Source organism: Corynebacterium sp. ACRPZ (genome assembly GCF_022346205.1).
Lineage (GTDB): Bacteria > Actinomycetota > Actinomycetes > Mycobacteriales > Mycobacteriaceae > Corynebacterium > Corynebacterium lehmanniae.
Window position 1 is genome coordinate 1 of sequence record NZ_JAKRMR010000023.1, and the last position, 23,564, is coordinate 23,564.

At 65.1% G+C, this 23,564-nt stretch carries 19 protein-coding genes and 1 pseudogene; 14 read left to right on the forward strand and 6 right to left on the reverse strand.

Translation table 11 applies throughout. The features are described 5' to 3' along the window. Nucleotides 1-358 (reverse strand): annotated as a pseudogene (locus tag MHX64_RS11485) (hypothetical protein); the annotation flags it as partial. 88 nt (nt 359-446) lie between these two features. On the opposite strand from MHX64_RS11485, the gene sigE reads away from it, so the two are divergent. From sigE to tatB, 3 genes are read left to right on the forward strand one after another with little or no spacing between them, the layout of a single operon-like run. Then, nucleotides 447-1,040 carry an RNA polymerase sigma factor SigE gene (gene sigE, locus MHX64_RS11490; protein ID WP_239305986.1) on the forward strand — a complete coding sequence of 198 codons (594 nt, stop codon included), beginning with the start codon at nt 447-449 and terminating at the stop codon, nt 1,038-1,040. Between the two features lie 17 nt (nt 1,041-1,057). After that, nucleotides 1,058-1,429, forward strand: a complete 372-nt coding sequence (locus MHX64_RS12015; protein ID WP_304504355.1) for an anti-sigma factor — start codon at nt 1,058-1,060, stop codon at nt 1,427-1,429. Nucleotides 1,430-1,439: 10 nt separating this feature from the next. Then, on the forward strand, nt 1,440-1,859 hold the full coding sequence (tatB, locus tag MHX64_RS11500) for a Sec-independent protein translocase protein TatB (protein ID WP_181888184.1): 420 nt from the start codon (nt 1,440-1,442) through the stop codon (nt 1,857-1,859). Here the strand turns inward: tatB and MHX64_RS11505 are convergent. Next, nucleotides 1,852-2,988, reverse strand: coding sequence for an Mrp/NBP35 family ATP-binding protein (locus MHX64_RS11505; protein WP_239357569.1), 1,137 nt, complete (start codon nt 2,986-2,988; stop codon nt 1,852-1,854). The genes tatB and MHX64_RS11505 overlap by 8 nt on opposite strands. Before the next feature lie 52 nt (nt 2,989-3,040). Between MHX64_RS11505 and MHX64_RS11510 the strand changes: the two genes are divergently transcribed. Next, complete coding sequence (locus MHX64_RS11510; RefSeq protein WP_239357570.1) at nt 3,041-3,556, forward strand: general stress protein; 516 nt, start codon at nt 3,041-3,043, stop codon at nt 3,554-3,556. Beyond that, a complete protein-coding gene (locus tag MHX64_RS11515; RefSeq protein WP_181888187.1) occupies nt 3,549-4,262 on the forward strand; it encodes a hypothetical protein in 714 nt (237 codons plus the stop codon). Before MHX64_RS11510 ends, MHX64_RS11515 begins: the two co-directional genes overlap by 8 nt. 91 nt (nt 4,263-4,353) lie before the next feature. Here MHX64_RS11515 and MHX64_RS11520 read toward each other — a convergent pair whose 3' ends face one another. From MHX64_RS11520 to MHX64_RS11530, 3 genes are all read right to left on the reverse strand, one after another. Further along, the gene (locus MHX64_RS11520; protein WP_239357571.1) at nt 4,354-8,088 is read right to left on the reverse strand and encodes a multifunctional oxoglutarate decarboxylase/oxoglutarate dehydrogenase thiamine pyrophosphate-binding subunit/dihydrolipoyllysine-residue succinyltransferase subunit; all 3,735 of its coding nucleotides are present in this window, start codon (nt 8,086-8,088) and stop codon (nt 4,354-4,356) included. A gap of 123 nt (nt 8,089-8,211) precedes the next feature. Then, on the reverse strand, nt 8,212-11,820 hold the full coding sequence (locus MHX64_RS11525) for an ABC transporter ATP-binding protein (RefSeq protein ID WP_370642142.1): 3,609 nt from the start codon (nt 11,818-11,820) through the stop codon (nt 8,212-8,214). Then, entirely contained in the window at nt 11,816-12,682 is an 867-nt protein-coding gene (locus MHX64_RS11530; protein ID WP_239305980.1) for a hypothetical protein, read from the reverse strand. The genes MHX64_RS11525 and MHX64_RS11530 overlap by 5 nt, the downstream gene beginning before the upstream one ends. A gap of 82 nt (nt 12,683-12,764) precedes the next feature. Here MHX64_RS11530 and MHX64_RS11535 point away from each other — a divergent pair, with 82 nt between their 5' ends. After that, nucleotides 12,765-14,348, forward strand: a complete 1,584-nt coding sequence (locus tag MHX64_RS11535; RefSeq protein ID WP_239357573.1) for a carboxylesterase/lipase family protein — start codon at nt 12,765-12,767, stop codon at nt 14,346-14,348. A gap of 91 nt (nt 14,349-14,439) precedes the next feature. Then, nucleotides 14,440-15,279: a hypothetical protein gene (locus MHX64_RS11540; protein ID WP_239357575.1), complete on the forward strand. Its 840-nt coding sequence runs from the start codon at nt 14,440-14,442 to the stop codon at nt 15,277-15,279. Here MHX64_RS11540 and MHX64_RS11545 read toward each other — a convergent pair. Further along, a complete protein-coding gene (locus MHX64_RS11545; protein ID WP_239357578.1) occupies nt 15,276-15,800 on the reverse strand; it encodes a hypothetical protein in 525 nt (174 codons plus the stop codon). The genes MHX64_RS11540 and MHX64_RS11545 overlap by 4 nt on opposite strands. A 157-nt stretch (nt 15,801-15,957) precedes the next feature. On the opposite strand from MHX64_RS11545, the gene MHX64_RS11550 reads away from it, so the two are divergent. From MHX64_RS11550 to MHX64_RS11580, 7 genes are all read left to right on the forward strand, one after another. Continuing rightward, a complete protein-coding gene (locus MHX64_RS11550; RefSeq protein WP_239357581.1) occupies nt 15,958-17,175 on the forward strand; it encodes an MFS transporter in 1,218 nt (405 codons plus the stop codon). Beyond that, nucleotides 17,172-18,167: a nucleoside hydrolase gene (locus MHX64_RS11555; RefSeq protein ID WP_239357583.1), complete on the forward strand. Its 996-nt coding sequence runs from the start codon at nt 17,172-17,174 to the stop codon at nt 18,165-18,167. The genes MHX64_RS11550 and MHX64_RS11555 overlap by 4 nt, the downstream gene beginning before the upstream one ends. A 199-nt stretch (nt 18,168-18,366) precedes the next feature. Beyond that, complete coding sequence (locus MHX64_RS11560; RefSeq protein ID WP_239305974.1) at nt 18,367-19,461, forward strand: DNA cytosine methyltransferase; 1,095 nt, start codon at nt 18,367-18,369, stop codon at nt 19,459-19,461. A gap of 33 nt (nt 19,462-19,494) precedes the next feature. After that, entirely contained in the window at nt 19,495-21,408 is a 1,914-nt protein-coding gene (locus MHX64_RS11565) for an ATP-dependent endonuclease (protein ID WP_239357584.1), read from the forward strand. 126 nt (nt 21,409-21,534) lie between these two features. Further along, nucleotides 21,535-22,326 (forward strand): ECF transporter S component, encoded by a 792-nt coding sequence (locus MHX64_RS11570; protein ID WP_239357585.1) that lies wholly within the window; start codon nt 21,535-21,537, stop codon nt 22,324-22,326. Between the two features lie 9 nt (nt 22,327-22,335). Then, the gene (locus tag MHX64_RS11575) at nt 22,336-23,034 is read left to right on the forward strand and encodes an energy-coupling factor transporter transmembrane protein EcfT (RefSeq protein WP_239357586.1); all 699 of its coding nucleotides are present in this window, start codon (nt 22,336-22,338) and stop codon (nt 23,032-23,034) included. Beyond that, a partial coding sequence (locus MHX64_RS11580; RefSeq protein ID WP_239406332.1) for an ATP-binding cassette domain-containing protein occupies nt 23,025-23,564 on the forward strand: 540 nt, incomplete at its 3' end. The genes MHX64_RS11575 and MHX64_RS11580, both read left to right, overlap by 10 nt.

Consider the following 23,564-nt stretch of genomic DNA (forward strand, 5'->3'; position numbering starts at 1 on the left):
CGCCCGCGAGGACGCCGAGGAAAACGGCGTGCCGGTTCCGAGCCAGGTCGTGGGCGATTTGCTGTCCGTGCTGGCGGCGGGCAACGAGGCCTCCCAGGGTGGCTTTCTCGCGCAGGCCGGTGAGGATGTGCAGGCCCGCAACCCCCGCGGCAGGGGTCACCGCGACCGCACCCTGGGAGGCCTCGTTGCCCGCCGCCAGCACGGACAGCAAATCGCCCACGACCTGGCTCGGAACCGGCACGCCGTTTTCCTCGGCGTCCTCGCGGGCGCGGGCGAGCGCTTCGCCCACCTCATCCGGCAGGTGGTCCCGTCGGGAGTCGATGTAGGTGCTCAGTTGGGTAAACGCAGTCTCACTCACACGCGCAATCATAGCGGGGCGCATGTGTCCAGGGAGCTCACAGGAGACGCGCTGGATTCCGAAAGGTCGGTCTGGAACACTGTCCGTTATGACCTCTGAGGAAAGCCAGCTGTCCGGCACTGCCGCGTTCGACGCGGGCGAGGGGGCCATGCCCACCTGGTCGGAGCTGGTGCAGGAACACGCCGATAGCGTCTACCGCCTCGCGTACCGCCTGTCCGGCAACCAGCACGACGCGGAGGACCTGACGCAGGAGACCTTCATGCGCGTGTTCCGCAGCCTGAAGAACTACCAGCCCGGCACCTTCGAGGGCTGGCTGCACCGCATCACCACCAACCTGTTTTTGGACATGGTGCGCCGCCGCGCGAAGATCCGCATGGAGGCGCTGCCGGAGGACTACGAGCGCGTGCCGGGCACTGACATGACGCCGGAGGAGGCCTACAACGTGGCCAACCTGGACCCGGCGCTGCAGCGCGCGCTGGACGATCTGGCGCCGGACTTCCGCGTCGCCGTCGTGCTCTGTGACGTGATGGGCATGACCTACGAGGAAATCGGCGACACCCTTGGGGTGAAGATGGGCACGGTGCGCTCCCGCATCCACCGCGGGCGCGCGCAGTTGCGGGAGTCGCTGGAGAAGCAGGCGCTTGACGACGCGCACGCGAAGGAACTCATCCGCACCCGCTAACAAGCGACGTGATGTCAATGTCCAAACGCGAATTCAACTCCACCGACCACCTGAACCCGGAGGCGGTCGCCGCCTTCGTGGACGGCGAGCTGTCTGATTCCGCGTTCCGCCGCGCCGCCCGCCACCTGACCGACTGCGACGAGTGCAGCGCCGAGGTGGACGCCCAGCGCCGCGCCGCGAACCGGCTTCGCGTGGTGGATAACTCCAGCGTGCACGCCCCGGTGTCGCTGGTGGAGCGCCTGGCGGGCATGTGCGCCGAGGACCTCGACGGGGTGGGAGAGGCGCCGGGTCCGCGCGGTCGGGGCAGGAAGCTGGCCACTGACCTCGGCACCAACCTCGGCGCGGCGCTGCAGTCGGCTCTGGGCGCGCTGAAGCGCCGCGGGGAGTAGGGTGTTGTAGGTGTTTTCCAACATCGGCTGGGGCGAGATTTTCTTCATCCTGATCATCGGGCTCATCGTGATCGGGCCCGAACGCCTGCCGTCTGTCGTGGAGGATGTGCGCGCGGCGATCTACGCCGCGAAGAAGGCGATCAACAACGCCAAGGCCGAGCTCAACGGGGAGCTGGGCGAATTCGAAGAGTTTAAGAAGCCCATCAACACCGTCTCCCAGTACGCGGCGATGGGCCCGCGCCGCGCGATGGCGAAGGTGCTGTTCGAAGACGAGGCAGGCACGGCGCAATCAGAGCCGGAACCCACCCGCTCCGGACCGCGTTCAGCGCAGTCGCAGCAGAGCCAGCCTGCGCCGCAGGAGCGGCCGGGGCGGGATCAGGCGGAGCGGCCGTCGAAAGGCAGGAGCTTCTCCTGGGAGGACATCACTTAACCCGTGGGTTGAGACTCTTGCCGGCGAGGGACTCGCGGCGCACCTTCAGCTGATCCGCGACCGCCTGGATGGCCTTGGCAGCGGGGGAGCCCGGCTCGGAGATGGTGACGGGGGTGCCGGTGTCGCCGTGCTCGCGCAGCTTCGGGTCCAGGGGGATGGAGCCGAGCAGCTTCACGTCGGAGTCCGTGAGCTGGGTCAGGCGCTCGGCGACCTGCTCGCCGCCGCCCTCGCCGAAGATATTCATGACGGTGCCGTCGGGCATGGTCATGCCGGCCATGTTCTCGATGACGCCGGCGATCTTCTGGTCCGTCTGCTGCGCGATCGTGCCTGCGCGCTCGGCCACCTCGGCGGCCGCGGCCTGCGGGGTGGTCACGATGAGCAGCTCCGCGTTAGGCACGAGCTGTGCGACGGTGATGGCCACGTCGCCGGTGCCGGGCGGCAGGTCCATGAACAGCACATCTAGGTCGCCCCAGTACACGTCGGCGAGGAACTGCTGGATCGCGCGGGTGAGCATGGGCCCGCGCCACACGATCGGCGCGTTGCCTTCGACGAACTGGCCCACGGAGATGTGGCGCACGCCGTGGGCGATCGGCGGCATGATCATCTCGTCGACAACCGTGGGGCCCTTCTCCGCCGAGCCCATCAGGCCGGGCACGGAGTGGCCGTAGATGTCCGCGTCCACCACGCCGACGCTCAGGCCCTGCGCGGCTAGCGCGGTGGCCAGGTTCACGGTCATGGACGACTTGCCCACGCCGCCCTTGCCGGAGGCGACGGCGAAGATGCGGGTGCGCGTGTCCGGGTCGGCGAACGGGATCACGGGCCCGGTCTGCTCGCCGCGCAGCTTCAGCGCCAGTGCCCGGCGCTGCTCGTCGCTCATGGTGTGCAGGGTGACGGTCACGTCGCCGACGCCGTCGAGCTCCTCCAACACGGCGCGTGTGTTGTCTTCGATGGTGTCGCGCATCGGGCAGCCGGCGATGGTCAGGTAGATGCCCACGGCCACGTCCGCGCCGTCAATGCGCACGGATTCCACCATGTCCAGCTCGGTGATGGGCTTGCCAATCTCGGGGTCCTCCACGCGCTCGAGTGCGGCGAGGACGTCCTGCTCTGTGATGTTGTGTTCAGTAGCCATGTTGCCCTGCAGTATAACGGTGCCCCGCGGTCGAACGGATACACTGGTGGGCATGACAAATCCCATGAGCAACTCGTCTCGCGTGCCCGCGCGCGAGGTTCCCACGGGCTGGCCTGTCGGCAGCTTCAAAACGTACGCGGAGGCTCAAGCCGCGGTGGATGCGCTTTCCGATAAGGAGTTCCCGGTGGAGAAGCTGTCCATCGTGGGCGTGGATCTCATGCAGGTGGAGAAGATCACCGGCCGCCTGACCTGGGGCAAGGTGCTGGGCACCGGCGCGCTTTCCGGCCTGTGGATGGGCCTGTTTTTGGGCCTGATCCTCTCGGTGTTCACGGAGCCGGGCTCGGGCTGGGTGACGTTTACCACCACGCTGATCCTCGGCGCGATCTTCGGCGTGATTTTCGCGGCGGTGGCCTACGCGTTCACGGGCGGCAAGCGCGACTTCTCTTCGGCGACGGCGATCGTGGCGGGCCACTACGACGTGCTCTGCGATCCGGATGCCGCCCCGCAGGCGCGCGACCTCATCGCGGGCCAATTGCCTATCGACGACACGTCGCAGCCTAATGCGTAGACACACCCGCGCCCTGGCGGCACTTTCCGTGTGCGCGATCACGCTGTCCGGGTGCGCCGCGCTCGGACAGAAGAGCACCAGCAAGGAACCGATCGCGATCGGCATCGACGCCGACGACCCGGAGCAGCGCGTCCTGGGCGAGATTTACAGCCGCGTGCTGCAGCAGCTGGGCCGTCCCACTAGCGTCACCGCCGCCGATTTCTCGGCGGGCGACACGCTGCGCGTGCTGAAGGAAACGCCGGTGGACTTCGTGGTGACCTGCACCGGCCGCCTCGTGGAGGAAACCGACGTGGAGGCCGCCAAACGCCTGAAGAAAGAAGCGAAGGAGGAGCCGGCCGGGTTCTCGGACGTGGTCTACGACCAAGCCATCGCGGGCCTGCCCAGCACCCTGCGGACCGTGGATCCTTCGCCGGCGCAAAGCTGCGGGCGTTCCGGTGAGCTGCCGCAGAACATCATCCCGCTGTTCGACAAGTCCGGCTTCGACCGCGGCGAGATCAACCGCCTGAACTTCATCACCCGCGTCATTTCCACCAAGTCGCTGGAGGAGATGGTCGAGGACATCGAGGGCGGCGCCGACGTCCAGGACACCCTGGCGGCGTGGATGATGGAAAACGCCCACATCAACATCTACAACGACGAGCTGCCGGAGGCCGACGAGGACGGTGCCGCCGCAGGCGATTCCGCCGACAGCGCCGGCGCGCGCTAAACACGCATACCAGGCACGAGGAAGGGCCCCGGGGTCAACCCTGGGGCCCTAGCGCTTGAGAGGGAGCGCGGTGACGTGCTCCGTCGTCAAGCTACTTTGCAAATGCCTCCTCGAGCAGCTGCTTCTCCTCCTGCTGGTGCACCTTGGCCACACCGGTTGCGGTGGTGGACTGGGCGCGGCGGGACACGCGGACCATCTCCGGCATGTCCGGGATCAGGGTGCGCAGGTGCTCGTTGTAGAACGGCCATGCGCCCTGGTTTGCCGGCTCGTCCTGGACCCAGCGGATCTCCTTGGCGTTCGGGTAGTTCTTGAACGCGTCGGCGAGGCGGTTGAACGGGATCGGGTGGAGCATCTCCACGCGGATGATCGCGATGTCGTCGCGGCCGTCCTTCTCCTTCTTCTTCGCCAGCTCCCAGTAGATCTTGCCGGAGCACAGCAAGATGGTGGTGACCTTGTCGGTGTCGCCGATCTTCTTGTTGCCGCGCTCGACGAAGTTCGGGTCGTCGATGACGGACTGGAAGCGCTCCACCTCGATGAAGTCAGCCGGCTGCGAGACAGCCGCCTTGTTGCGCAGCATGGACTTCGGCGTGAAGACGATCAGCGGTCGCTTCATCTCGCCGAGCGCCTGGCGGCGCAGCAGGTGGAAGTGGTTTGCCGGGGTGGACGGCTGAGCGATGGTCATGGAACCTTCCGCCACGAGCTGCAGGTAGCGTTCGATGCGGGCGGAGGAGTGGTCCGGGCCCTGGCCCTCGTAGCCGTGCGGCAGCAGCGCGATCAGCGAGGACATCTCGCCCCACTTGGTCTCGGAGGAGGAGACGTACTCGTCGATGATGGTCTGCGCGCCGTTGGCGAAGTCGCCGAACTGCGCCTCCCAAGCGACCACGGCTTCCTTGTTGCCCAGGGTGTAGCCGTACTCGAAGCCCATGCCGGCGTACTCCGTCAGGGCGGAGTTGAACACCTGGAAGTGGCCGCCGTCGCCGTTCTCCTGCGCGTTGTGGTCCAACGGGTTGTACGGCTCGGCGTTGTCCGGGTTGTACAGCACCGCGTGGCGCTGGGTGAAGGTGCCGCGCTGGGAGTCCTCGCCGGCGAGGCGGACAAACTTGCCCTGCTCCGCCAGGGAACCGAAGGCGAGCAGCTCGCCCCAGCCCCAGTCGATGTCGCCGTCGGTGAACGAGCCGCCGCGCTTCTTCAGCACGGACTTCAGGCGCTTGTTCGGCGTGAAGTCCTCCGGCAGGTTCGCGTACGCGTCCGCGAGGCGCTTGAACTGCTCCTCGGGGATGTTGGTGTCCAGGCCGCGGGTGAGCTCCTGGGACTCGGTGATGCCGGTCTGCTCGCTCGGCTGGCCCTTCTCTGCCTTGACGTCGGAGAAGACGGAGTCCAGCTGGTCGTGGAAGTCCTGTGCGGCCTTCTCTGCGTCTTCCTCGGTGATGTCGCCGCGGCCGATGAGGTCCTGCGTGTAACGGGTGCGCACCGACGGGTGGGAGTTGATGCGGTCGTACATGACCGGCTGGGTCACCGTCGGGTCGTCGGCCTCGTTGTGGCCGCGCAGGCGGTAGCAAATCAGGTCGATGAAGACGTCCTTGCCAAACTCGCGGCGGTACTCGGTGGCCAGCTGGGCAACCCATGCGGCGGCCTCCGGGTCGTCGCCGTTGACGTGGAACACCGGGCAGTCGAAGCCCTTGGCCAGGTCGGTGGCGTAGTAGGAGGAACGGCCGGAATCCGGGGTGGTGGTGAAGCCGATCTGGTTGTTCACCACGATGTGGATGGCGCCGCCGACGGTGTAGCCCGGCAGGCGGGACAGGTTCAGGGTCTCCTGGACGATGCCCAGGCCGGTGAAGGAAGCGTCGCCGTGCAGCATCAGCGGCACGACCGGGTGGTCCTCGCGGCCCTTGGCAAGCTTGATCTGGTCTTCCTTGGCGCGCGCCATGCCCACCAGGACCGGGTCCACGGCCTCGAGGTGGGACGGGTTGGCAGCCAGGGAGACCTTGATCTCGCCGTCGCCGAACATCTGGATGTGCTCGCCCTCGAAGCCGAGGTGGTACTTCACGTCGCCGGAGCCGCCCTGTTGGGCTGCGCGCATGTTGCCCTCAAACTCGTTGAAGATGGTGGCGACCGGCTTGCCCACGATGTTGAACAGCACGTTGAGGCGGCCGCGGTGCGGCATGCCGATGACAACCTCTTCGAGGCCCTGGCCTGCGGCGGTGTCGATGATGGCGTCCATCAGCGGGATCAGGGTCTCGGCACCTTCAAGCGAGAAGCGCTTTTGGCCGAGGTACTTGGTCTGCAGGAAGTTCTCGAAGGCCTCAGCGGCGTTGAGCTTCTGCAGGATGTACTTCTGCTCCGGGCCGGTCGGCTTGGGCATGCCGGCCTCGACACGGTCGCGCAGCCACTCGCGCTCGTCGCGGTCCATGATGTGGGAGTACTCGGTGCCCACCTTCAGGGTGTAGGCGGCGCGCAGGCGCGACATGACCTCGCGCAGCGTCATCTGCTCCTTGCCGCCGAAGCCGCCGACGTGGAAGACGCGGTCCAGGTCCCACAGGGTCAGGCCGTGGGTTTCCATGAGCAGGTCGCGGGAGTCCGGCTTGGGCAGGCCCGGCTGGTGCCAGTGCAGCGGGTTGGTGTCGGCGATGAGGTGGCCGCGGGAGCGGTACGCCTCGATCAGCTGCATGACGCGGGTGTCCTTGTTGATGCCGGTGTTCGGCTCGTCCTGTGCCCAGCGCAGCGGTGCGAACGGGATGTGCAGGGAGCGGAAGATCTCGTCCCAGAACTTGTCGTCGATAAGCAGCTGGGAGATGTCGCGCAGGAACTCGCCGGACTCCGCGCCCTGGATGACGCGGTGGTCGTAGGTGGAGGTCAGGGTGACCAGCTTGCCCACGCCGAGCTCGGCGAGGCGGTCCTCGGAGGCGCCTGCGAACTCCGCCGGGTAGTCCATAGCGCCGACGCCGACGATGGTGCCCTGGCCCTTGGTCAGGCGCGGGATGGAGTGGCGGGTGCCGATGCCGCCCGGGTTGGTCAGCTGGATGGTCACGCCGGAGAAGTCGTCCATGGTGAGCTTGCCGTCGCGGGCGCGGGCGACGATGTCCTCGTACGCCTCGACGAACTCGTTGAAGGACTTGTTCTCGCACTCCTTGATGGCGGCGACGACCAGGGAGCGGGAGCCGTTCTTGCCCGGCAGGTCGATGGCCAGGCCGAGGTTGATGTGCTCCGGCTGCACCGCGAAGGACTTGTTGCCGTCCTCCTTGTAGTTCTTGTTCATGTCCGGGTGCAGCTTGGTGGCCAGGACAATGGCGTAGCCCAGGATGTGGGTGAAGGAGACCTTGCCGCCGCGGGTGCGCTTGAGGTGGTCGTTGATCAGCGCGCGGTTTTCAAACATGAGCTTGACCGGCATGTCGCGCACGGTGGTCGCCGTCGGCACCTCGAGCGACTCGTTCATGTTCTTGGCAATGGCCTTGAAAGCGCCCTTGAGCTGGAACTCGCCGGGCTCAACCTCGATCTGGTTGACCTTGTCCAGCGGGGAGGACTTCGCCGGGGCTGCGGGGCGCTTCGGCTTCGCGGCGACCTTGGCCGCTGCCTCGTCCACCTTGGTCTCGCGGCCGTCCTGGCTCGGGGCGCCGGTGCTGCGGGAGACCTTCGGGTCAGTCTTCGGAGTGCTTGCGCTCTCGTCGGAAGGGGTGACGTTGGGGGTGCCCTTCGCGGTCTTCGGAGCGCCCTTGTTCTCGAAGAGTTCGCGCCATTCGGCGTCCACCGAGTTGGGGTCGTCCTTGTACTGCTGGAACATCTCGTCAACCAGCCAGCTGTTCTGGCCGAACGTGTTTTCGCTGCTCACGGCAGGTTCTCGCCTTCCTTCTGGGTTGTGTTCGCGGAACGTTTCTTTGACTGTAATCGTCGGCGCTGGTAACGCGCTAACTTGGGTTGTTCCTCTCCACGGGGGCCCATAGTTTCACCCCCGTTATCGGTTAACAGCCCACATATGGGCATATCTTCCGCCTGCGGAGATGAGGTCCTCGTGGCAGCCGTCTTCAATGATACGTCCTTCATCAATCACGAGTATTCGGTCCGCCCGCGCGGCTGTGGCGAGACGGTGCGCGACGACGACGGAGGTGCGTCCCGCCATCGCCTTGTCGGAGGCATCGAGGACGGCGCGTTCGGTGGCGGGGTCGAGGGTGGCCGTGGCTTCGTCGAGAAGCAGCACCGCGGGCTCGAGCATTTCGGCGCGGGCGAGCGCGATGATTTGGCGCTGCCCTGAGCTTAGGCCCCGGCCGCGTTCGCCGACGCGTGCGTTGAAGCCGCCGGGGATGGTGCCGATGACGCCGAGGGCGCCGATGCGCTCCACCGCGGCCTGCACCTCGTCGTCGGTAGCCGCGGCCGCCCCGTAGGCGATGTTGTCTGCGACGGTGCCGGGGAAGAGGTAGGACTCCTGCGGCACCTGCGCGAGCGCGCGCCGCCAATCCGCGAGCGGGAACTCGGCGATGTTCGTCCCCGACGCGCGCACGACACCTTCCACTGGGTCGTAGAAGCGGGCAAGCAGCTTGACGACGGTCGACTTGCCCGCCCCCGTCGGACCAACGAGTGCCACGGTGGAGCCGGGCGAAAGGGACAAATCCATGCCGTCGATGACTGGCTCTGTGTCCGGCGAGTAGCCGAAGGTGACGTCGTTAAGCGAAAGCTCCCCGGAGGCGGCAGTGTGAGCGCCGGGGCGGGTGCCGGTGTCGGGGACGGTGGTGCGCTCGTCGAGCAGTTCGCGGATGCGGTCGAAGCTGACGGTGGCTTGCTGCCAGGAGTCGAAGATTTGGCCGAGCTGCTGGATGGGGCCGTAGAGCTGGCTGAGGTACATGGTGAACGCGACGAGCACGCCGACCGACAGCGTGCCGTCCGCGATGCGGGTGGCGCCGACACCGATGATGACCGCGGTCATGACCTGGGAGACGAACTGCATGCCGGGGAAGTAGAGGCCCACCAGGCGCACAGAGTTCATGCGGATGCGGCGGTATTCGTCGCTCATCCGGGCAAAACGCGCCTCGAAGTGGTCTTGGGCGAGGTGGGTCTGGGTGACGCGGATGCCGCCGATGAGCTCCGCGAACTCGCCGTTGACCGCGGAGATCTGCGCACGCGCGGCGGCGTAGAAGCGCTTGGAGAGGAGTCGGAATCCCCAGGTGGCCAGCGCGATGACGGGCACGGCGGCGAACGCGACGAGCGCGAGTTGGCCGTCGGTGGCCACCAGCATCACCGTCACGCCGGCAAGCGAGCCGACGGCGACGATGGCTTGGGCCAGCCCGGTTTGCAGGAAGCTGGACAGGGTGTCGATGTCCGTGGTCATGCGCGTCATGATCTTGCCGGACAGGCGCGACTCGAAAAAGCTCAAGCCCAGCTGCTGCAGGTGGGCATAGGAGCGCAGGCGCAAGCCGTAGAGGAGGCGCTCGCCGGAGCGCGAGGACAGCACCGTCATCACGGTCATGGACGCCCACGCCACCGCCACCACGGCGAGTGCGACGAGCCCGGTGCGGATCAGGCTTGCCTGGTCCGAGTTGGCGATGCCGCGGTCCACGGCCGCGCGCACGAGGGTGGGAAACGCCAGGTCCGCCACCACACCGACCACCAGCAGCGCCACGGTGCCGGCGATGAGCCAGCGCACTGCGCGGAAGAGATCGCGCACGTGGAAGTCGCTGGACGGGGTGCGCAGCTGCTCCAGGCGCTCGGCGCTCAAATCCGGCTGCTCGGTGGCCGCCGGGAGCTTCTCCACCCGCGCGAGCAGCTCCGGGGTGGCGTTGACCGTGGACGCGCGCCCGGTGGTGGGCACGATCACGCGCTCGCGCTCGGGCTCGGTGACCTCGGGCCACAGATCGGTGCGGGTCGGGGCCGCGGGCAGCTCCGTAGGCGTGTCCGCGGACATGGTGGCCAGGTACTCCGGGCTCTCAACCACCTCATCGCGGGGGCCACACTTGACGACGGCTCCGCCGCGCACCACCGCAACCTCATCCGCGTGGTCCACGGTGGACTGACGGTGCGCGACCGTGAGCACCGCGACGTCTGTGAGCTCCTCGCGCAGGTTGGCCAGGATGCGGGATTCGGTGACGGCGTCGATGGCGCTGGTGGCGTCGTCGAGCACGAGCACCTCCGGCTTCGCCATGAGCGCGCGGGCCAGCGCGATGCGTTGGCGCTGCCCGCCGGAAAGCGTCAGGCCTCGCTCGCCGACTTCGGTTTCGTAGCCGTCCGGCAACCGCTCGATGAATTCGTCGGCGCAGGCCAGGCGCGCCGCCTCGCGCACCGCGGCGTCGAGCTCATCCGGCGGGAGGTGAGAGCCCATGGCGATGTTGTCGCGCACGGACGAGGAGAACAGAAACGCCTCGTCGAACACGCACAGGACCTTGTGGCGCAGTGCGGCGGGGGAGGCGGAGCCGTCGAGAAGCTTCACGCTCCCGGAATCCGGCTGGTAGAAGCCGCCGGCGAGCTGGACGGCCATGGTTTTGCCCGCGCCGGGCGGGCCGACGAGCGCGACCGTTTCGCCCGGGCGGACGGTGAGCGAGAAGCCGTTGAGGACGGGGTTGCCGCCGGTGGAAAAGTGCACGTTGTCAAAGCGCAGGCCGGTGCCGGCCGTGGGGGCTGCGGCGGTCTCAGCGGCGGGGGCAAGCTTGAGCACGTCGTCGAGGCGGTCGAAGGAGCTCATGCCCATCTGTAGGCGCACGTACTGGTTGGTCAGCATGGACATCATCGATGTCATGGAGGTCAGGTACGCCGTGAACGCTACGAACTCGCCGATGGTGATCTGCCCGCGGATGGCCAGCATGCCGCCGGCGATGATGGTGACCACCAGCGCGACCTTGGGCAGCTGCGAGAGGACCGGCTGGAAGCGCGCCGTGAGTTTCGCCGCGCGCATCTTCACCGCGTAGAGGTGGCGGCCAAGCTGATCCAGCTGGTCGATCTCGCGCTGCTCCTGTCCGAACGCCTTGACCACGCGAACGCCCGAGACGGTCTGCTCGACGTGCTCGGCAAGCTCCGCGGTGGCGTGCTGGTTCACCCACGTGGCGGCGTAGAGCGTTTTGCGCGAGCGGTTGGCCTCCCAGAGGATCAGCGGCAGCAGCGCGAGCGACATCAAGGTCAGTGGGATGTCCATCCACAGCATCACCGCAAGGGTGAGCGCGAGCTGCACCACGCGCGTGAGCAGCATGGGCAGGTTGGCCAGCACCATGTGGTACTGGTTCAAATCCGAGATGGAGCGCGAGACGATTTGTCCGGTGACGATTGTGTCCTGGCCCGGGCCGTCTAAGCGGTGTAGCGTGCGCAGGATCTCGGTACGCAGCCAGTGCTGGGAGCTGGATGCCAGCCGGCCCGACGTGACGCGGCGGGTGAAGCTTAAGGCGTAGGTGGCCGCGGCGACGGCGACCATTGCCCACGCGGTGCGCGTCACCGATCCTTCCGCGTTGCCGGTGGCGATGTCCACCGCGTGGCCGGTCAGCGCCGGCACCGCCGTCTGGAACACGGCGGCGAGCGTGGCGGCGGCAAAGGCGGCGACGGCTGCGGGCCGGTTGGCGCGAAGGGATCTGGTGAGCAGGGGGTTAATTGTTGTCGCCGTCCTTGTCCTCGTCCTTGAACTGGCGCAGGATCCAGGCGGCGAAGTCCTTCTGGTTCAGGCTCAGGCCCTTGCCATCCTCGTCGGTGTCTTTGTCCGGCAGCGGGGTGGCAAAACCTGCCGGCACCGCGCCGAGGCCGGACTGGATGTTGCCGATCACGCCGTCGGCCAGCTTGCGGTTGGCGGTGGTGCCGGCGACCGCGCCGATGCCCAGTGGCATGAGCTTGCCCAGCCACGCGCGACGCTGGGACTTGCGCATGGAGCGCATGGCGATGCGCTGCAGCACGTTGTTGGTGTTGGACAGGGTCGGGCCGGAGAATTTGGCCAGGGTGGACTTGCCGGGGATCTTGCCGGCGTCGTCGCCAAGCATGGCGTCCACAATCGCCAGGCCCTTCGCGCCCATCAGCAGCGAGAGCACGAGCGCGCGGCGGCGCTCCGGGTCCTCGATGTCCTCGCCGCGTAGGTAGGCGGATGCCACGGCGTAGAACGCGGCGAGGTCCAAAAACAGCACAGATTCGCCCGCCACTGCGGCCGCGCCGGTAAACAGGCCGATGCCGGGCACGGCGGCTGCGGCACCCACGCCCGCGCCGGTGCCGGTGACGGTGTTTTTCAGGTGCTCGTCCATAAGATTCTGAATCTCCGCAGGCGTGGCCTCCGGGTTCTGGCGGCGCAGCCAGTTCACGTAGGTGCGGATGGTGGAGGTCTGCATCTGAACAGCCTTATCCACCGCGCCGATAAACGCGCGCCCCAGCGGGCCGGCGTCCTTTTCTAACTGCGTCGGGTCTTCGCGCAGCGCCTCTTCAATTTCCTGGCGGACGGCGAGGTCCTGGTTCTTTTTCTTGTTGCCAAACATGTAACTGTCACTTTCGTTAATCGGTTTTTTACGTCGGTCCAGCATAGTTGGATGCTGTGCGCTTGCGTCTACGCTGGATGCCATGACTGCCGTCGAGCACCCTGTCGCAGACACCACCGCGGGCAAGGTCCGCGGCGTGGTGGACGCGCGCTCCGGCATGCGCACCTGGCGCGGCGTGCCGTTCGGCGCCTCCACCGCACACACTGGCCGTTTCCGCGCCCCACAGCCGGCGCAGAGGTGGCAGGGGCTTTACGACGCCTCACGGTTCGCCCCGCCCGCCATGCAGGGCACATTCGGCTGGCGCGACGCCGTCATCGGCACCGAGGACTGCCTGACGCTAGACATCGTGCGCCCCGACACCGAGGAGGAGCTGCCGGTGGTGGTCTACTTCCACGGCGGCACCTTTGTCACCGGCGCGAGCAACGAGAAGGTGCTGCAGGGGCATTTGCTTGCCGACGCCACGCAGGTCGTCTACGTCTCCGTGAACTTCCGCCTGGGCGTGCTGGGGTATTTGGACTTCCGCTCGCTGGGCCACGACTGCGTGGCCACGCCCGCGCTGTTGGACCAGATCCTGGCGCTGGAGTGGGTGCGCGCGAACATCGCCAACTTCGGCGGGGACCCGGGCCGGGTGACCATCATGGGCGAATCCGCCGGTGGGGCGGCCGTGGTGCACCTGATGTGCTCGCCCTCGGCACGCGGGCTGTTCCACGGCGCGGTGGCCCAATCGCCGCCGCCGGCCAGCGTGCACTCGCGCCTGCAGGCCGCGATGTGGGTGCGCGAACTGGTCAACCGGATGGGTCTGCCGCGAACCACCACGCTGGCCGACCTGCGCGAGACCCGCGCCGAGGAACTCGTGCGCGCCGGCCAATCCATGCTGCTCAACACCAAGGAACTGGTGCAGCTGAACACCAGCTTTATGCCCACCGTGGACGGGGAGACGCTCACCGCGCACCCCATCGACACCTTCGAGGCCGGCGAGCAGGCGGCCGTGCCGCTGATCGTGGGCACCAATTCGGACGAGGCGAGCTTTGCCAAGGCGATCTACCAAACCACAAAGACTCGCCAGCGGGCGGCGCGCCGGGCGCTGGAGGCGTTCGACCCGGACAACGCCCAGTCGGTACTGCGCGCCTACGACTACGCCGGGGAGCGCGGCGACTATGCCGACCTCATCGCCGACGCGGTGTTCTGGGCGCCGACGGTGATCCTGGCCACCGCACACCGCAGGAAGGCGAGCACGTGGATGTACCGCTTCGACCACGCGTCTGCCGCGATGCGCATGCTGGGCTTGGGCGCGATGCACACCGCCGATCTGGGCGCGGTGTTCGGCGAACCGAACGCCACGAAGGCCTCGCGCTGGGACGTCTTCGGCGGATCTGAGGCGTTCACTGAGGTCAGCCGGGTGATGCAGCACCACTGGGGGCAGTTCTTCCACACCGGCGCGCCGGGCGAGGAGTGGCCGGTCTACGGTTTCCGCTCCGACGATAGGCCGGGACGTGCGACGGCCGTGTTCGACGCTGGTATGCGGGTGGAGTGGGACCCGAAGGCGTCGCAGCGCAGGGCGTGGGAGGGCTTTGACATGCGCGAGTGGGGCATCCACCGCCAGGACCTGATGGATTCGGCCGCATCGCTGCTCGGTGCCGCCCATCCGTCATGGGGTGACAGTTAACCCCGCCGTGACAGGGAAATGCCACGCATGCGCAAGCATTCGTGGCTAGGCTTGTGCCCGTTGTGGCCGAGCTTGGGAAGGAACCACCGACATGAGCTTTTTCGAGGACATCGCAGCGGCGCTCGACCGCGAAGGCATCGAGTCCCGCGTGGGCGGCGACACCATGTTCGTGCCCATGACGGCGGCGCTGGAGATCCAGTTCGTGGAGATCGATCCGCACTTGCCGGCCGCCAACGTCTACATCGCGGCCGCGGACGTGGACGAGGACGACGAGGACTTCGAGGCCGTGCTGGTGGCCGTGGTGTTCTCCGTGGAGGACGCCGTGGCCGCGGTTGCGGAGCACATGGCCACCGACCAGGTGATCACCGTGCTGCGCGACCTGCTGGAGGGCACCGACGAGCGCATCGGCGACCTGGAGTTCTTCCAGGACCACCTGAATCCGCAGCAGGTGCGCGCCGAGGTCGGGGAGAACGCGGAGCTGTTGGTCACCATCGACACCGTCGAGGGCACCCCGCACGCCAAGGTCACCTTCATCGCGCTGCCGGACGATTACGACGACGTGCTCGACGACGCCGAGGGCGAGCTCTGGGAGTCCGACGGCGACGCGGAGCTGACCGAGGAAGACCGCGCCCGGCTTTTCGACGCCATCCACGACGAGGCCCTCATCGACGCCGAGCGGCTCGAGCTGGGCAGCTTCACGGACTTTGACAGGCTTTTCGACGTGCTCTCGCTCGCCGCCGACCAAGCCGAGGACTGGGAGTCGCAGCTGCTTCCCGTGGACGACGAGTTCGACGAGCCGGAGGTCTACGACCTGTTCGGCCAGGACGACGAAGACGACGATGCCGACATCGAGGACGATGACGACGACGCCCTCGCCGATGATGACGACCTCGACGAGGACGAAGACGAGGACGACGAGGACGACGACTAGGCCGCGCTGAGCCCCTCGAACATCGACGACGGCGAGGCAACCGGGGTGAACGTGCCGTCGACGAGCCACACGTAGTTCGCCGTGCGCGCGCCGGCCAGTTCGTGCACTGCGTGCGCGCAGTCGTCAGGGATCAGCGCGCGCACCCACGCTTCGGTGAGCACGGTGTCCACCAGGCTGCCCGTGGTGTCGGCGATGCGGACCTCAATCAGGTAGGCCGGGACCTGGTCGCCTCCGTAGCCCTGTATCCGGGCCCGCGCCCGTGGGCCGACCCTGCGCCGTGTTACGGCCAATGTCAGCTGCGGCCCGTTGGCCACCCGCGGCAGGGTGAGCACCGGCGGGCGCCATGCGGCGGTGGGGCGGGACAGGGAACGCGGGTGGTGCATGACGGCCTGGGCGGACGCGATGATTGCGGGGTGACGCTCGCGGATCTCCTCGGCAAGCGCCTCCGGGGTATAGGCGGGGGAGTGGGACATATCGTTTCGGCTGACGCTACGCAGCGGATTCTTCGTGTTGAACTTCATGGCGCACACACTACGAAGCGCTCCCGACACCACCGCCCATCCGTTCGAACATGTGAACGAGATGCGCCTCGCTACCTGGGGTGATTTTGCTTTGTGGAAATTATTTGCCACATTGGCAAATCGGAACACCCCACCCGCCGATGTACTCTAACCAGCAATGAACGCCGACAACTCAACACAACACACAACCCAGCAAGCACCCCGCACCCAACCGAAGATCCCGCGCACGATCTGGGTCCTTGTCGGCGCCGCGTTCATCATCGCCCTCGGCTACGGGCTCATCGCCCCGGTGCTCCCGCAGTTCGCCGGCAGCTTCGGCGTGTCCATGGCCTCGGCCGGCGCGGTGATCTCCATCTTCGCGTTGGCTCGGTTGTTGGGGGCGCCGGGGGCGGGCAGGCTCGTCGATAGGCTTGGCTCCCGTCCGATCTACCTCACGGGCCTGCTCATCGTCGCGGGCGCGACCTTCCTCGTCGCGTTCGTGAACGCCTACTGGCAGATCCTGGCGCTGCGGTTTATCGCGGGCTTCGGCTCGACCATGTTCACGCTGTCCGCCCAGGCACTGATCGTGCGTGTGACGCATCCGAGCATCCGTGGGCGCGCCAACGCGCTGTACGCCTCGGCGTTTCTGGTGGGTAACGTCGTCGGCCCGATCATCGGCGCCGCGTTGTCTTTCCTGGGCTTCCGCGCGCCGTTTGTCATTTACGGCCTCGCGGTGGCGGCCGCTGCCGTCGCCGTTGGCGGGCTCACCCAGCCGCGGCCCGGCTCCGAGCCGCTGCCTGCGGCGAAGCCGGAGATGCGCGTGCGTCAGGCGTGGCAGACCTCCACGTACAAGGCGCTGCTCGCCGCCGGGTTCACCAACGGCTTTGTCAACATGGGCTCACGCGTGGCTATCCTCCCGCTGTTCGCTGCTGCCGTCTTCGAGCGCGGGGGAGCGGCCGCCGGACTAGCGCTGACCGCCTTCGCGTTCGGTATGGCCGTGACCCTGCAGTTCTCCGGCAGGCTCGCCGATAGCCTGGGCCGCCGCCCGATGGTCGCCGCGGGCCTGGCGACCTCCGGCGTGTTTACGGCACTCCTCGGCGGCGCCACCAGCTTCTGGCCGCTGGTGCTGCTCTCCGCCGCGGCCGGTATCGGCGCAGGCCTGATGAGCCCCGCCACCCAGGCCACGCTCGCGGACATCATCGGCAACGAGCGCTCCGGCGGTACAGTGCTGTCCACGTACCAAATGACGCAGGACGCTGGCTCCATTCTTGCGCCGGTGCTGCTCGGCGCCGTCGCGGAGGCCGCGGGCTTCCAGGCCGCGTTCGGCGTCTGCGGGGCGGTGTGCGCCGCCACGCTTGTGATCTGGCTTGTTGCCGGGAAGGAAACGAAACCGTGAGAGTGATCCTGGATTGCGACCCCGGCATCGACGACACCTACGCCATTATCTTCCTCACCGCCGCGGCCCACGGGGGGCTCATTGAGCTCGACTGCCTAACGACGACCTCCGGCAATGCCCCCGCCGACCAATGCGCGCAAAACGGCGCCTGGATACTGGGGCAGTGCGGGCTACCCATTATCTCCCTGGCCGCGGGCCTGCCGGAGCCGCTCGAGGTGGAGCTGACCACCACGCCCGAAACCCACGGCGACACCGGTCTCGGCTACGCCCAAGCGCCCGAGCGCCACGTGGAGCACGACTGGGACGCGCTATGGATCGACTCCATCGAGCGCGGCACCGACGACCTCTACCTGATCGTCACCGGCCCCTTGACCAACCTGGCCGCCTTCGCGCACGCCCACCCGCAGCACTTTGCAAAGCTCAAGCACATCACCGTGATGGGCGGGGCAGTGAACTACCCGGGCAACACCACGCCGAGCGCGGAGTGGAACTTCTGGGTGGACCCGCACGCCGCCGCCGACGTGTTCGCTATGGCACAGACCCCGATCACCATGTGCTCACTTGGCGTGACGGAGCGGATGGTGCTCAAGCCCGAGGCGTTGGCGGAGTTCGTCGATAAGCTTGGCGGCTCCCCCGTGGCGCAGCACCTGGAGGCGATCACGCGGTTTTACTTCGAGTTCCACGAGGATGTGGGCGAGGGGTATCAGGCGCAGATCCACGACCTGCTCACCGTGCTGATCGCGCTGGGGCTGGTGGGGTACTCCTGGAAGGACACCACCGTCGCCGTGGAGGCGGATTCCGAGCTCATGCGAGGCACCTCCGTGGCCGACCTGCGCGGGATCTGGGAGCGCGAACCCAACGCGCGCCTGGTCACCGACGCGGACGTCGCGTTGGCCTGGGGCTGGTTCACGTGGGCGTGCGAGGTGCACGCGAAGGTCGCCGCCGGCGACGCCGAGATTGTGGAGCTGCGCCACCAGCGTGCCGACGACTAGGAGTGCAACTGTATCGTTACTTTAAAGGTCTGCAGGGATCTCCTTGCGTATAGAGCGCCGAGCATCAATCTCTTAGTGCATGAGCAGGCTGCGATCTGAATCTTCGCTTGCAGTATGGTCGCATTGCGATCTTCTGCTAATAGTTATCCTTGAAGATGCTTCCGCATAGGCAAATTTCGGAAAAATTGAGGGTCAAATTGTGTATTCCGTAGTCGATCTGTTTTCGGGGGCGGGCGGGCTGTCCTGTGGTTTTCAGGCGGTGAAAAATGGGAGCGATGGCCAAATATTCAAAACTCGAATGGCTGTCGAGCTTGAAGCAGATCCAGCTGCAACGTTTAGCGAAAACTTCCCGGAAGCAACAGTGCTGCAAAGAGACATGCGGGATGTTGTCCAGGACAGGTCTATTCCGGAGTGCGATGTTGTCATTGGTGGACCACCGTGCCAAGGGTTTTCTCGTTTGGGGAAGGGAGACCCCGCAGGTCTTTACAACGACCTTTGGCGCTCTTACGCACAAGCCATAGGCCAAGCGCTTCCAAAATATTTCCTGATGGAGAACGTTCCACAGTTTTCGCAGTCCCCCGAGCGACAGTTTTTTGAGCGTGAGCTTTCGGGCGGTCTCCTTCAAGATTATGTAATCGCACCAATTAGGACAGTTAACTGTGCTGATTACGGGGTACCCCAAAACCGTAGAAGGATGGTTATCCTGGGCTCGCGTAGGGATCAACCAACGCTAGATTACCCGCCTCCCACCACAAAGGCTCCTTTAACAGTAGGTGACAGCTTCGAAGATGTGAAACAGAGGGTGAGTGACATCGATCTGCCTTCGCGTTTTACCTACTTCAACGGACTAAAACGCCCGGGTCCTTTTGAGTCGAGAGAGCTTCATCTTGGGCGGCGCTACAGTGACCTATCGCTTAAACGGTTTAAATACATTTCGGTACCTGGAGGTAATAGGTTCGATTTACCTGAGCATCTGAAGGCAGATTGTTGGAAGAGACACGAGAAGGGAAACACGGATGTGATGGGGCGTCTATATCTGGATCGGCCCTCAGTTACGATCAGAACCGAGTTCTTCAAACCAGAAAAAGGGAGATATCTACACCCCACTGAAGATCGTGCTATCACCCATTATGAGGCAATTCGATTGATGGGGTTCCCGGACGATTATCGATGGGTCGGAAGTAAGACAAGCATTGCACGGCAAATTGGCAATGCTGTACCCCCGCCTTTTGCGAGGACCATGGGTGATGCGGTGGCAAGGCTACTAGCGAAACGCTCAACCCATGTCCACTAATTAACAACTGACAGACTACTGGAGACGAATCTGATGAACGGAAGTGCCACCTCCCCCGAAGAGAAGCTTGGAAGCGTTTTCGAAAATAATCGGAAGGCCTTCGAGCCGTTCATCTCGGCGATCTGGTTTCCGCACTATAAGTCGCTTGAGGATGGCTTCCGTATTGAATTTACCTGGCCCATCACGGCGATAGTAGGACCTAACGGAACCAATAAAACCTCAATTCTTCACGCTTTAGCTGCTGCGCCTGAAAGTAGAAGTATCGCAGAGTATTGGTTTTCCACCAAGCTCGATGACATAGACAAGTGGGGCGGCGGTGAAGGTGCAAAGGCAAATACAGATCCCCATAGGTTTGTCTATTCCTACGGAGGCGAGCCGGGGCAAGCCGAGTGTAGGAAAGCACGCGTTACGCGTAAGTTTCGCGGTAAGGATGTGCCTGAACGTCTTCAAGGGAAAGCTGACCCCGACTATTGGGAGCCTACGAAGCCAGCGATCCGTGATGGAATGAAGAAATTCGAAGCTGATCCGAGTCAAGATAACAAACATCAAGACCGATGGGCGCTCATTAAGAAACCGATCTTGTTCCTTGACTTGAAGGCTGAAATCAGTGCTTTTGACAAGTTCTTAAACCACAGTAGCCCGGACAGGTTCACTGACACTTCAACGAAAAAACGCATCAGAGCGCAAGCGCGAGCCGCAAGACTTGATAAAGCACTAAAGGGTGATACAACCGCGAAAGACATCCTCTCAAGAGTTCTGGAGGGACCGCGCAGCTTGGATCGGGAGGCAGTAAAGGAAATCTCGACCATTCTTGGAAAGGACATCGACGGGATAGATGTCATCAAGCACACTCTCTTCGGGGCTCCTGGTACAACCTTTCGATTAAACCTTAAATCCTCAAGCATTGAGTACTCCGAGGCGCATGCGGGAAGCGGCGAGTTTACGGTCGTACGTCTCGTGGACGAAATACATCGAGCTCCCTCGCAATCGCTAATCTTGCTCGATGAGCCAGAGATCTCACTGCACCCGGGGGCGCAGGAAAGATTCATGGATTTCCTCATGCGCCAAGCTTTGGCTAAGAAACTGCAGGTAGTGCTCTCAACCCATTCTCCGGCAATTGTTGACACTCTACCCTCCGGCGCAATTAAGGTCTTGGGATTTGATGATGTTACGCATCAGGTCAAATTGCTTGCCCAAAGCTGTAGTCCATCCGAAGCCTTTAATGCCTTAGGGTTCAATCCTCGCAACAATACGCGCCTATGCATTTATTTAGAAGATGAACTTACCAAGGAAATCGTAGAGGCGAGTTTGAGGCGTAAACGGCCAAACTGGATGGATTTGGTCGAAATTCAGATTATTCCAGGTGGTGCTAGCTCAATAGTAAGAAAAGTTCTGCCGGTTCTGGCTATGGAAAGCAACCCGAAAACGGCTGCCACTGTGATTTTGCTAGACGGAGATCAGAAAAAGCCTGCATTCGAGAAATTCCTAGGCTTGTCAGATTTTGATCTGGATACTCATATTCGCAGAGAAGGCTTCGAAAAAACATGGGATGAATATGTTCATGAAACTGAGCCTGAAAAGTTTATCCACTGTGATGCTTCGAACGCGCAGGATGTAGAAAGCGGCCTAATTAATTTTGCTCGAACACGACTAGGGTTTTTGGGTAACTCATGGCCGGAAAGAATGCTCGCGGAGCAAATATTTCCAGACGATTTCAAAGAGGCGTTTCATGAGGGGGATTCAAGGGAAAACGAGTCGGGTAAGAGTTGGAAGCTCTGGTGGCTGTCAAAAACTGCCGATGATTTTAAGTTATCCGCTAGCGAAAGCCCAAGTGCCAAACAAACGTTCGAATATCAAAAAGTTCTTTTAAACACGCTTCGCGAGGACAATCCGATTTTCGACATGGTGGTCAACGAGATAGAGCGTATTGCTAACGGTTTCGTCTGAGTATCGGCATGATTCGTGACGTGCCAACATTCATTGCTACAATGCCCAGCCGATAGCCCAGCCGAGGTGACATAGGCGATTAGGGCTGTACTTCCTGTTCCTCCCCGCACACCACTCGGAGTTTCCATGTCACACACCGTTTCCACGCAGGCCGCACAGAAGGCCGAATGGACCCCCGCCCGCCGCGCGCTCGTCATCGCAGGCGCCGTCCTCATTGCCGCCACCTGGCTGTACTTCGTTCTGGTTCACCCGGCGGACTGGGACCAGGTCACCGGCTCCAGCCCGGGCATCGCGCTGCTCGCCGGCTATGGCATCGGCACCGCGCTGCTGCTCGCAGCCGTCATCCCGGTGCTGCCCGCGCGCACGCTGGGGCTGATCCCGATTGCGATCATCATCAACTCTGTCGTCGGCGAGATCGTCGGCTCCATCGGCCTGCCGCTGTACCTGGACTCCGTGGGCACGGTGCTCGTCGCGGCGCTCGCCGGCCCGGTTGCAGGCATGGCCACCGGCGCGCTGAACAACGTGGTGTGGGGCCTGCTCAACCCGGCCGCGCTGCCGTTCGCCGCGGGTGCGGCGCTGATCGGCTGGCTGGCCGGCGTGTTCATCCACCGCTTCAACGCGCTGCGCAACATCGCCACCGTGATCGGCTTCGGCCTGGTACTGGGGCTTATCGGCGGCATGGTCGCCGCCCCGGTCGCGGCCTACGTCTACGGCGGCACCGCCGGCGTGGGCACCGGCGCGCTGGTCAGCCTGTTCCGTGAGATGGGCGGCTCACTCATCGCGTCTGTGACCACCCAGGCGTTCATCTCGGACCCGGTGGACAAGGTCATTGTCATGCTGGTGGCGTACTTCACGGTCAAGGCGCTGCCGAACCGCACCATCGCCGCCTTCGCCCCGCAGAGCAAGCAGTCCAAGTAGCCACCCAACATGCCCCAGCCCCAGACCCGCCTGAACCCGCTGACCGCCCTGGTCATCGGTGCGTCGGGCTGGATTCTGGCGCTGGGGATCAACACCCCGCCAGCCTCGCTGGCCATCATCGCCGCAGCCCTGACAGCTGGCACATGGCGCACCCGCAACCCCTCCGCCGCGGCCGCCACCGCACTCCTCGCTGCCCCCGTCGCCGCGTCGATGGTGCTCATCCACGCCCCCTACGGCGAGCACAAAATCGCCCCGCTTATCACCTCCGACGGGCTCGCCGACGCCGCCCACCTCACCGCCCGCTTCACCGCGCTCGTCGCGTGCCTGCTCGCCGCCGTGGCCTGGACACGCACGCCGGATCTGGCCAAGGCCCTGCAGAGCACAAAAGGCGGCAACCGCATCGGCTACATCGCCGGCACCACGCTGCAGTTCGGTCCCCAGGGCGCTAACCGGGCGCGCATCACCCGCGACGCCAACCTCCTCAAACAGCGCCCGATCAAAGCCAAAACAGTCGTCCCGCACCTAATCATGCCCGTGCTCACGGAGCTGCTCACTCAGGCCGGCGCCCGCGGCCAGGCGCTGGAAACCGCAGGCTACGACCTCACCGGCCCCCGCACCGTCCTGCGCCCGGTCCACGACAGCCCGGCCCAGCGCGCCGCCCGCATCCTTGTCCCGCTTACCTGCGTCGCGGTGGTCCTATGGATCTAACGCCGCTGACCCAAGCACTCGAACAGCACCGCACCGTCGAGGTCATCGGCAACTCTGGCGCGGGCCTGACCACCCTCGCGACCCAGGCGCACAACGAGTGGGACGGCGCCGCCGTGGTCCAGCAGGACGCCACCGCGCACGTGTCCTACCTGCGCGACACGGTCATTGAGGAGGTCGCGCTCGGCCTCGAGCAGCGCGGCACACCCACCGCGGAGATGCAGCGCCGCTGCGAGCGCATCCTCAGCGCCGCGGGCCTGACCGAGCTTGCCGAGCGCCACCCCGCACAACTCTCCGGCGGCCAAACACGCCGCCTGGCCATCGCGGCGGTCGCGGTCCTCGAGCCGGAGCTTTTGCTCCTCGACGACCCCTTCGCCGGCCTCGACCCCACCTCCGCCACCCACATCATCCGCCTACTCGAGGCGCTACCGTCGCGCATCGTGGTCCTCGGCAACCGCCCCCGCCTCAACGCAGCAACACTTTCGCTTGTCGACGGCATCCTGTCTCCCTCACCCCCTCCCACCCACGAAACC